This window comes from Enterobacteriaceae endosymbiont of Donacia piscatrix (genome assembly GCF_012569525.1).
GTDB lineage: Bacteria > Pseudomonadota > Gammaproteobacteria > Enterobacterales > Enterobacteriaceae.
In genome coordinates this window covers 15,882-26,397 of record NZ_CP046200.1, presented here as the reverse complement: position 1 = coordinate 26,397, position 10,516 = coordinate 15,882, and the positions used below count along the sequence as shown (strand labels likewise).

Here is a 10,516-nt window from a genome sequence, read left to right as displayed (position 1 = left end):
TATATGTTTATATTATTTTTTTTTAAAAAAAATTTTTCTTAATTTTTTTTCTATTTCTATTGATTTTTTTTTATTGTTTTTAAGAAAATTTATAGAGTTTATTTTTCCTTGACCAATTTTTTCATTTTGATAACTATACCATGAACCACATTTTTCAATTATCTTTTCTTTTACTCCTAAATTTAATAATTCACCATAAATATTGATACCTTCACCATAAATAATTTGAAATTCAGCTACTTTAAAAGGTACAGCAACCTTATTTTTAACAACTTTTACTCTAGTTTCACTACCAATTATATCGTCTCCAATTTTAACATTACCTATTTTACGAATATCTAATCTAATAGAAGCATAAAATTTTAAAGCATTACCTCCAGTTGTTACTTCAGGGTTACCAAACAAAACACCAATTTTCATTCTTATTTGATTAATAAAAATTAATAATGTATTTGTTTGTTTTAAATTACTAGCTAATTTTCTCATAGCTTGACTCATCATTCTTGCTGCTAAACCTATATGTGAATCCCCTATTTCTCCTTCTATTTCAGCTTTTGGAGTTAAAGCAGCTACTGAATCTACTATAATAACATCTATAATACCTGATTTAGCTAATGAATCACATAATTCTAATGCTTGTTCTCCTGTATCTGGTTGAGAACATAATAATTTATTAATATCAACATTTAATTTTTTGGCATAAAAAGGATCTAATGCATGTTCAGCATCAATAAATGCACAAATTTTTTGCATTTTTTGAGCTTCTGCAATAATTTGTAATGTTAAAGTAGTTTTACCAGAAGATTCAGGACCATATATTTCCACTATTCTACCAATAGGTAATCCACCGATACCTAAAGCTCTATCTAAAGAAAGAGATCCTGTAGATATAGATTCTATATCCATAGTTCTATTATCTCCTAACCTCATAATAGAACCTTTACCAAATTGGTTTTCTATTTGTGTAATAGCATTTTCAAGAGCTATTTGTTTTTTTTTTTCTAAATTCATAATATATACCTTATTTAATAATAAATTTAATTATGAATTTTACAAAAAAATTATTTTATTTATAATAAAATAATTCATATTAATTTATATATTAATAATATATTCAAAATGTTTAAAAAAGAAAATTTTTATAAAAATGTAAATTATGTTTTAGATATAAGAGGATTACAATGTCCAAATACAATTATAATGATAAAAAAAAAATTACTCAAAATAAAAAAAAAAGAAACTGTAATTATCATTACTAATGATAAAATCGTTAATATAGATGTCAAAAATTTTTGTTATTTTATGAAATTTAATATTATTAAAAAAAAAATAAACAAAATATCATATTATTTTTTAATACAAAAAAAATAACAATTTTATCTTTTTTAAGAATACTCTATTCTATATAATAGATATGTTACAATACCAAATTTATTTTGTCGATATTTAATCCATTTTTTAGATAAAAATAATTTTTTACTTTTATTTTTATATTGAATAAAAATTTTTGTATTATTTTTTAACCAATTATTTTTTTCTAATAAAATACATGTTTTTTCTAATAAAATATTTTTTTGACAAAATGGGGGATCAATAAAAATTAAATCATATTGTATATTAGATTTTTTTGATAAAACTTTTATAGTATTATTAAAAATTAAAGAAATATTTTTTTTTGTTAAAAAATAGATATTTTTTTTTAATTGCTGAAATATTTTTTTATTATTTTCTATTAAAGTAGCTGAATAAATATTTTTTCTAGAAATAGCTTCAAAACTTAAAATACCAGTTCCTGCATAACAATCTAAACAATTAAAATAATTATCATTCATAATCCAATTAAATAAATTTTCACGAATAAAATTCATTGTAGGTTTTAATATTTTATTATTTACTACTTTTATTTTTTTATTTTTCCATTTTCCTGCAATAATTTTAACAAAATTAAGATTTTTTTTTTTTTTCATAATTTATATAAAATTTTTAAAATATGAATTACTTTTAATTTCAATTTAATTATATTATTATAATGATATAATAAAATTAATTATTTAATAATAAAGATTTTATATATTCTATAGAAAAATGATAAATAAACAAGATTTTAATATAAAAAAAAAACATAGCTTTTTTAGTTTTTTAAAAAAAAATTTAATTAAAACTACTAAAGATCTTAGTAAAAAAATTATTAATCTTTTTAAAAAAAAAAATATTATTGATAGAGAATTATTTAATAAATTAAAAGAAACATTAATAACTTCTGATATAGATATACACACTACAAATAAAATTTGTAATTTAACAAAAGAATATGCACAAAAAAATAAAATTCAAGATTCTTGTAAATTATATGATTATATAAAAAATGAAATGTTTAAAATATTACTTCCAGTAGAAATTCCTTTAATAATTAAAAATAAAAAACCTTTTATAATATTAATAATAGGTATAAATGGAGTAGGTAAGACAACAACAATAGGAAAACTTGCATATTATTTTTATAAACAAAAAAAATCTGTAGTTTTAGTATCTGGAGATACTTTTAGAGCAGGTGCTTATGAACAATTATCTATTTGGAGTAAAAGAAGTCATAGTTTCTTATTAGAAAACAACAAAAAAAAAGATAGTTCAGCTATTATTTTTGATGCGATTTCTTATTCTAAAAAAAAAAATATTGATATTTTAATTGCAGATACATCTGGAAGATTACATAATAATGTAATGTTAATGAAAGAATTAAAAAAAATTACACGTGTAATTAAAAAAAATAATAATATGCTTATTGATGAAGTTATGTTAATTTTAGATGCTAATATTGGACAAAATTCTATTAATCAACTTAAAATATTTCATGATAATATAGGAATAACAGGAATTACAATAACTAAAATTGATAGTACAGCAAAAGGTGGTGTAGTTTTTTCTTTAGCAAATAAGTTTAATATTCCGATAAGATTTTTAGGTTCAGGTGAAAAAATTACTGATTTACATCTATTTAATGCAAAAAATTTTATAAATGCTATTTTTATAAATAATTAATTATTATTTTAAATTAGTTAAAATTATATAAATAATATTTATTCTTTGGAGGATTTAATGTATAAAAATATATTTACCTCTAATTTAAGAACATCTAATATCTTCATAGGAACATTAGATTCTTATATTTATAATACTAATAATTATCCAATATTAACCTCTAAAGAGGAAAAAAAATTATCTAAAAAATTATACTATAAAGGTGATTTAGAAGCTGCTAAAAAATTAATTTTATCACATTTAAGATTTGTTGTACATGTAGCTAAATATTATTCTGGATATGGTTTACAACAAGCAGATCTTATTCAAGAAGGTAATATAGGATTAATGAAAGCTGTACGTAAATTTAATCCAGAAATTGGTGTACGTTTAGTATCATTTGCTATTCATTGGATTAAAGCTGAAATACATGAATATGTTTTACGTAATTGGCGTATAGTTAAAGTAGCGACTACAAAAGCACAAAGAAAATTATTTTTTAATTTACGTAAAGCAAAACAAAGATTAGGTTGGTTTAATCAAAATGAAATTAAAATAGTTGCTAAAAGATTAGGAGTTTCAATTAAAGATGTATGTGAAATGGAAAAACGTATGTCGGCACAAGATGTGAATGATAATCTTAATATTAAAGAAAACATTAAAAATAAAAATATAAATAAAAATATCTTTTTAAAAGATTATAATTCTAATTTTGCTAATATAATTGAAAAAGATAATTGGAATAGATTTCTTTCAAATAAATTATATAAAGCACTTTTAAAACTTGATTATCGTAGTCGTAATATTATTAATCTTAGATGGTTAAATAAAAATAAAAAAAAAATTACATTACAAGAATTAGCGATATACTATGGTATATCGGCAGAACGTATAAGACAATTAGAAAAAAATGCAATGAAGAAGTTACGTTATATTATTGAAAATTTATTTCTAATATAATTTATATTTTTCTTATTAAATTTATGTAATAATAAAATTAATGATAAGTAATATTATTTTTTAGTGGAAGAATAAAAGTGGCTGGTAAAAGAGGTATAAATAAAGTTATTATAGTAGGTTTTTTAGGTAAAGATCCTGAAATACGTTATATGCCGAATGGTAATCCTGTTGTTAATATTATAGTTGCAACCTCAGATTCTTGGAAAGATAAAAATACAGGAGAAAATAAAGAAAAAACTGAATGGCATAAAATAGTAATTTTTGGGAAATTAGCAGAAATTTCTAATGAATATTTAAAAAAAGGATCTCAAATATATATCGAAGGATTTTTACAAACAAGAAAATGGCAAAATCAAAATGGACAAGATAATTATATAACTGAAATTATTGTAAGTGTAGGAGGAACTATGCAAATATTAAATAATTTACGTAATAATAATACGATTTTAAATAAAGAAAAAAAATCTATAGAAAATAAAAATATTTGGAATAAAAAATTAAATAAATCTAATTTAGTAGAAAATAATAATAGTGAATTATCTTCCGTTAATAAGAATGAAAATATTCTTGATTTTGAAGACGATATTCCATTTTAATTTAAAATATTTTTAATTTTATTAAAAATTAAAATTTTACCTATGTTTTATAATAACACATTACTTTTACAATTAAAAAAAAAATTTGCAAAAAATTTACCCCTTATTAAGGGTTATGTTAAAATTTTTAACAAAAAATTAGGAATTTTAGAAACAGATAAAAATAATATATATCATATTTCTGATATGTATTTAAAATATGTAATGGAAGGAGATTATATATTAGCTAGAAATGATATTAATAATTTAATTAAAATTATACCAATAAAATTATTAAAATCTAATATTAATATTTTTCAAGGAAAAATAAAAAAAAAGGATAATGTTATTTATATAATTCCAGAAAAAAAAATTTTATGTAAAAATATTATTAAATGTTCTATAAAAAAAAATTTTTTAAAAGATTTAAAAAATAATGACAAAGTAATAGCTAAAATTATCAAACATCCTTTAAATGGAAGAAAAAATATTTTTATAGCTGAAATAACAGATATTATAACAATAAATAATAAATATTTATTACCATGGTGGAATATTTTATTAAAATATAATTTATCTATTGATTCTCCTAGTAATTCTTTATGTAAAAAAATAAAATTTTTAGAAAAAAAAATATATAGAGAAGATTTAACTAAATTATGTTTTATTACAATAGATAATAAAGATACTAAAGACATAGATGATGCATTGTATATTGAAGAATTATCTAAAAAAAAACTATTAATTTATGTAGCTATAGCTGATCCTACTGCTTATATTGAGCAAAATAGTTTAATAGATCAAATAGCTTCACAAAGAATGTTTACTAATTATTTGCCTGGATTAACAGTATCTTTATTACCAAAAATATTATCAGAGAATTTATGTTCTTTAAATTTTCAAAAAAAAAAACCAGCTTTAATTTGTAAAATGATTATTAATCAAGATGGTTTTTTATCTAAAAAGATATTTTTTTTTACAGGATGGATAAAATCAAATGCAAAATTAAATTATGATGATGTTTCAAATTGGATGGAAAAAATAGGAAAATGGAAACCAAATAATAATAAAATAAAGAAACAAATACTTTTTTTATATAGATTTTATTTATACCGTAAAAAATGGAATATTAAAAATATTACAAATTTTAATAATATTAATTATAAATTTATTTTTGGAAAAAAAGGAAATATATTAGATATAATAATCGAAAAAAAAAGAATAGCTCACAAAATGATTGAGACTATTATGCTTACAGCTAACATATGTGCATCTAATTTTTTATATAAAAATTCAAGTTTTGGAATATACAATATTTATTATGGTTTTAATATAAATAAACTTAATAAAATAATAAAATTATTAAAAGAACATAATATTGAATGTAATAAATCTTATTTAATGACATTGGAAGGATATAAAAATATTTTTCGTAAATTAAATAATTTAAAATTACCACTTGTTTTAAATAGAATTAAAAAGTATCAATTAATTTCTTTATTCAGTATAAAACCTGGACCTCATTTTGCTTTAGGAATAAAAAGATATGCAACATGGACATCTCCTATACGAAAGTTTGGTGATATGATTAACCATCGATTAATTAAATCAATTATTTATAAAAAAAAATTTTTAATAGAAAAACCTTTAAATAATATTCATATTGAAATGAATCAAAAACGTTATTTAAATAAGCAAGTAAAAAAAGATTTATCAAATTTTTTATATTTTCAATATTTTAAAAAAATACCAATACATAATAAAATTTTTATTTCAGAAATTATTGATATATCTTTTTTTTATATAAAAGTAAGATTAATTAAAAATGGTGCATATGCATTTGTTCCTAAAAAATTTTTATGTAATAATATAGATGATATTATTCTTAATAAAGAAAAAGGAATTGTTTTTAATAAAAAAAGAATTCTATATAAAATAACTGATAAAGTTAAAGTAATTATAAAAGAAATTAGTATTAATAGTATTATTGTTAAAATAATTTAAAATTTTTAATTTATCTAAAATAAGGTTTATATGACAGTTAAAGGACATATAATATTTGCTATATCTAGCAGTATTTTAATACAACATTTTATTTTTTCTAATATGATGTATCATGATGATTGGTGGCGTATTATTCCTGCTTCTATTATTACGTGCTTATTACCTGATATTGATAATCCTAAATCTATTTTAGGACGTAAAATTAAAATTATATCATATTTAATTAATAAGCTATTTGGACATAGAGGATTTACACATAGTTTATTATTTATATTAATGTTTGGATTTATGATTTTTTTTATTAATATAAAGTTAATACATGTTTTTGATATGAAAATAGGATTACTTATAGGGTATTGTAGCCATATTATAGCAGATATATTAACTCCATTAGGAGTACCCTTATTTTGGCCATATAAAAAAAAATTTAAATTACCTCTTATCACAAATAAATTTATTAAAGAAGATATTTTTTGTTATTTATATTTAATACTTTCTATATATTTATTGTATCCTATTTGTAATAATATTATAATAAAATTTCTAAATAAAAATAATTTTTAATTTATATTAAATATATGTAAAAAATATTATGTCCCCCCTAAAAAAAAAAATGTTAGTTACATGTGCATTACCATATGCTAATGGGAGTATTCATTTAGGTCATTTGTTAGAACAAATACAAGCAGATATTTGGGTAAAGTATAATCGTATGTGTGGTCATGAAGTATATTTTATTTGTGCTGATGATGCCCATGGAACACCTGTTATGCTAAAAGCTAAACAGTTAAATATTAATCCAGAAAAAATAATTAAAAAAATATATAATGAACATATTTCAGACTTAAAAAATTTTCATATTGATTATGATAATTACTATACTACAAATAGTATTGAAAATTTTTTTTTTGTTAAATTAATTTTTAATCATTTAAAAAAAAAAAATTTTATAAAAAAAAAAATTATTAAACAATTATATGATTATAAATATAATCTTTTTTTACCTGATAGATTTATAAAAGGAACATGTCCTAATTGTAAATCTATTAATCAATATGGTGATCATTGTGAAAATTGTGGTACAACTTATTCTTCTATTAATTTAATTAATCCAATTTCTATTTTATCTAAAAAAAAACCTATATTATGTAATTCTGAACATTATTTTTTTGATTTACCTCAATTTAATAATTTTTTAAAAAAATGGATTAATTCTGATGTATTAGATCATAATATTAGAAATAAAATTCAAGAATGGTTTTTTTTAGGATTAAAACAATGGGATATTACTAGAGACGGACCATATTTTGGTTTTAAAATACCTAAGACTATTAATAAGTATTTTTATGTCTGGTTAGATGCACCTATAGGATATATAAGTACTTTTAAAAATTTATGTGATAAATATTCAAAATTAAATTTTTATCAATGGTGGTGTAAAAAATCTAATACAGAATTATATCATTTTATTGGAAAAGACATAATTTATTTTCATTGTTTATTTTGGCCAGCTATTTTAGAAGGTATAAATTTTAGAAAACCTACTAAATTATTTGTTCATGGTCATGTAACATTAAATGGATTTAAAATGTCTAAATCTAGAGGAAATTTTATTACTGCAAAAAAATGGTTAAAATTTATAGATTCTGATAGTTTACGTTATTATTATGCTTCTAAATTATCATCTAATATTAATGATATTGATTTAAATATTAATGATTTTACATTTAAAATTAATGGAGATATTGTGAATAAAATTATTAATTTAGCTTCAAGAAATGCATATTTTATTAATAATTATTTTAATGATAATTTATCTAGTAAAATTGATATTATATTATATTTAAAATTTGTTAAAAAATCTGAAATTATTCATAATTATTTTTTTAAACGTAAATATAGTCATGTTATTAAACAAATTATAATTTTATCAAATATAGCTAATTCTTATATTGATAAATATAAACCTTGGTTATTAATACAAGATAATTCAAAAAAAAAAAAAGTTCATAATGTTTGTTCTATGGGAATTAATATGTTTCGTGTAATTATGATATATTTAAAACCAATTATGCCTATTTTGTCTAAAAAAACTGAATTTTTTTTAAGAAATAAATTATCTTTTCATAATATTAAAAACCCTTTAATTAATCAAAAGATTAATAAATTTAAACCATTATTTACTAGAATAAATATTAAAAATATAAAGAATATTATAATATAAAAATATAAATATATATTTTGATGTTTTTATTATTATATAATAAAATTTATTTTAGAATTCTAGGTACTCTTTTTGATAATGAACACATTAGTTCATATCCAATAGTGTTTGCTGATTTAGCTACATCATCTATTTTAATATTTTTACCCCATAGCTCTACTGAGCTTCCTATTTTAGCTGTTGGAATATTTAATAAATCTATAACTATCATATCCATAGATATATTACCTAATATTTTTGTTTTAATACCTTGAACTAAAACAAATGTTTTATTATTTATGTTCCTAGGATATCCATCTGCATAACCACATGCTATAATACCAATTTTACGTTTTTTATTTGAATAATATTCACAATTGTAACCAATAATTTGTCCTGGATATATTTTTTGTATAGATATAATTTTACTTTTTAATGTCATTACTGGTTTAATTTTTATTTTTGCGATATCTTTCCATTCTCCAGTTGGAGAAGCTCCATATAAAATAATTCCAGTTCTTACCCAATCATAATGGGTATATTTATGCCATAATACAGCAGCAGAATTAGCAAATGAACATGAAAAATTATGATAATTAATATATTTTTTTATATTATTTATTTGTTTTTCTATAAAATTGGAATTAATTGTTGTTTCTGCAAAATGAGTCATTAAACTAATTTTAGAAATATTAATATTATTTTTAATAATATGTATTATTTTTTTAATTTTTTTTGTAGGGAATCCTAATCTATTCATACCACTATTTATTTTAATATATATATTAATAGGATATTTTGATTTATATTTTATTAATTCATTTAATTGCCATTTACTGTGTAAAGTAATAGTTAATGAATATTTATAAATAAAAAATAATTCTTTTTTATTAAAAAAACCTTCTAATAAAAGAATTGGTTTATTACAGCCATTTTTTCTTAAAAATATAGCTTCATCTAATGTTAAAACAGCAAAACCATCACTATTATAACTAATACATGAATATATATTTTTAATACCATGACCATAAGCATCTGATTTTAAAACAGACCAAACTTTAGATTTAAATGCAATATTTTTAATAATTTTTAAATTATTTTTTAATGCATTAGTATCAATAATTGCTGAAATTGGTCTAACCATATATAATTTATTTTTTTTAAAGTAAAATTTTAATATTTAATATTTTTTATAAAAAATTTATTCTAATATTATTTAATATAATGAATATATATTTTATATAAAAAATAAAAAAATTCAAGAAAATATAAAATTTTATATATTTAACTTTAAATTAATATTTAATTTATAAAAGATTTATTATATAATTAAACTAAAGTTTTAATATATTTTAGGTATATTTTAGGAAGGATCTTAATATGATTACCAGTAAATTTAGTATTGGTCAACAAGTAAGACATAAATTATTAGGTTTTTTAGGAGTTATAATTGATGTTGATCCTGAATATTCTTTAAGTAATCCTAAAATTAATGAAGTTATAGAAAATATAAAATTACGTAATAAACCATGGTATCATGTAGTAATGGAAGATGATACAGGACAGCCTATACATACATATTTAGCAGAAGTACAATTATCAGGAGAACCTTTAGAAAATGAACATCCAGAAAATTCATTATTAGATGAATTGTCTGATTCAATCAAAAAACAATTAATAACACCTAAATTAAGAAATTAATATAAGTAAAATAAAATTATTTTTTACTTACTTATATTATTTTAAATATTCTAAA

The 10,516-nt window shown here is 19.0% G+C and carries 11 protein-coding genes; 8 read left to right on the top strand and 3 right to left on the bottom strand.

Features of this window, described 5'->3' with window-relative positions; translation table 11 throughout:
- Positions 1–12: 12 nt before the first annotated feature.
- Positions 13–1,011 carry a recombinase RecA gene (gene recA, locus GJT96_RS00155; RefSeq protein WP_169780244.1) on the bottom strand — a complete coding sequence of 333 codons (999 nt, stop codon included), beginning with the start codon at positions 1,009–1,011 and terminating at the stop codon, positions 13–15.
- A gap of 108 nt (positions 1,012–1,119) precedes the next feature.
- On the opposite strand from recA, the gene GJT96_RS00150 reads away from it, so the two are divergent.
- A complete protein-coding gene (locus GJT96_RS00150; protein WP_169780243.1) occupies positions 1,120–1,371 on the top strand; it encodes a sulfurtransferase TusA family protein in 252 nt (83 codons plus the stop codon).
- Positions 1,372–1,385: 14 nt separating this feature from the next.
- On the opposite strand, the gene rsmD is transcribed toward GJT96_RS00150, so the two are convergent.
- A complete protein-coding gene (rsmD, locus tag GJT96_RS00145; protein WP_169780242.1) occupies positions 1,386–1,967 on the bottom strand; it encodes a 16S rRNA (guanine(966)-N(2))-methyltransferase RsmD in 582 nt (193 codons plus the stop codon).
- Between the two features lie 118 nt (positions 1,968–2,085).
- On the opposite strand from rsmD, the gene ftsY reads away from it, so the two are divergent.
- The 6 genes from ftsY to metG all read left to right on the top strand — a co-directional run bounded on the left by ftsY (position 2,086) and on the right by metG (position 8,781).
- Positions 2,086–3,039: a signal recognition particle-docking protein FtsY gene (ftsY, locus tag GJT96_RS00140; RefSeq protein WP_169780241.1), complete on the top strand. Its 954-nt coding sequence runs from the start codon at positions 2,086–2,088 to the stop codon at positions 3,037–3,039.
- A 57-nt stretch (positions 3,040–3,096) separates the two neighbouring features.
- Positions 3,097–3,978, top strand: coding sequence for an RNA polymerase sigma factor RpoH (rpoH, locus tag GJT96_RS00135; protein ID WP_169780240.1), 882 nt, complete (start codon positions 3,097–3,099; stop codon positions 3,976–3,978).
- A 77-nt stretch (positions 3,979–4,055) separates the two neighbouring features.
- Positions 4,056–4,574 (top strand): single-stranded DNA-binding protein, encoded by a 519-nt coding sequence (gene ssb, locus GJT96_RS00130; protein WP_169780239.1) that lies wholly within the window; start codon positions 4,056–4,058, stop codon positions 4,572–4,574.
- Positions 4,575–4,616: 42 nt separating this feature from the next.
- Positions 4,617–6,557, top strand: a complete 1,941-nt coding sequence (locus tag GJT96_RS00125) for an exoribonuclease II (protein WP_169780238.1) — start codon at positions 4,617–4,619, stop codon at positions 6,555–6,557.
- Between the two features lie 30 nt (positions 6,558–6,587).
- Positions 6,588–7,121, top strand: a complete 534-nt coding sequence (locus GJT96_RS00120) for a metal-dependent hydrolase (RefSeq protein WP_169780237.1) — start codon at positions 6,588–6,590, stop codon at positions 7,119–7,121.
- Between the two features lie 28 nt (positions 7,122–7,149).
- The gene (gene metG, locus GJT96_RS00115) at positions 7,150–8,781 is read left to right on the top strand and encodes a methionine--tRNA ligase (RefSeq protein WP_169780236.1); all 1,632 of its coding nucleotides are present in this window, start codon (positions 7,150–7,152) and stop codon (positions 8,779–8,781) included.
- Positions 8,782–8,827: 46 nt separating this feature from the next.
- On the opposite strand, the gene alr is transcribed toward metG, so the two are convergent.
- Complete coding sequence (gene alr, locus GJT96_RS00110; RefSeq protein WP_169780235.1) at positions 8,828–9,904, bottom strand: alanine racemase; 1,077 nt, start codon at positions 9,902–9,904, stop codon at positions 8,828–8,830.
- 236 nt (positions 9,905–10,140) lie between these two features.
- Between alr and hspQ the strand changes: the two genes are divergently transcribed.
- Positions 10,141–10,461, top strand: coding sequence for a heat shock protein HspQ (gene hspQ, locus GJT96_RS00105; protein ID WP_169780234.1), 321 nt, complete (start codon positions 10,141–10,143; stop codon positions 10,459–10,461).
- The last annotated feature ends 55 nt before the right edge of the window (positions 10,462–10,516 follow it).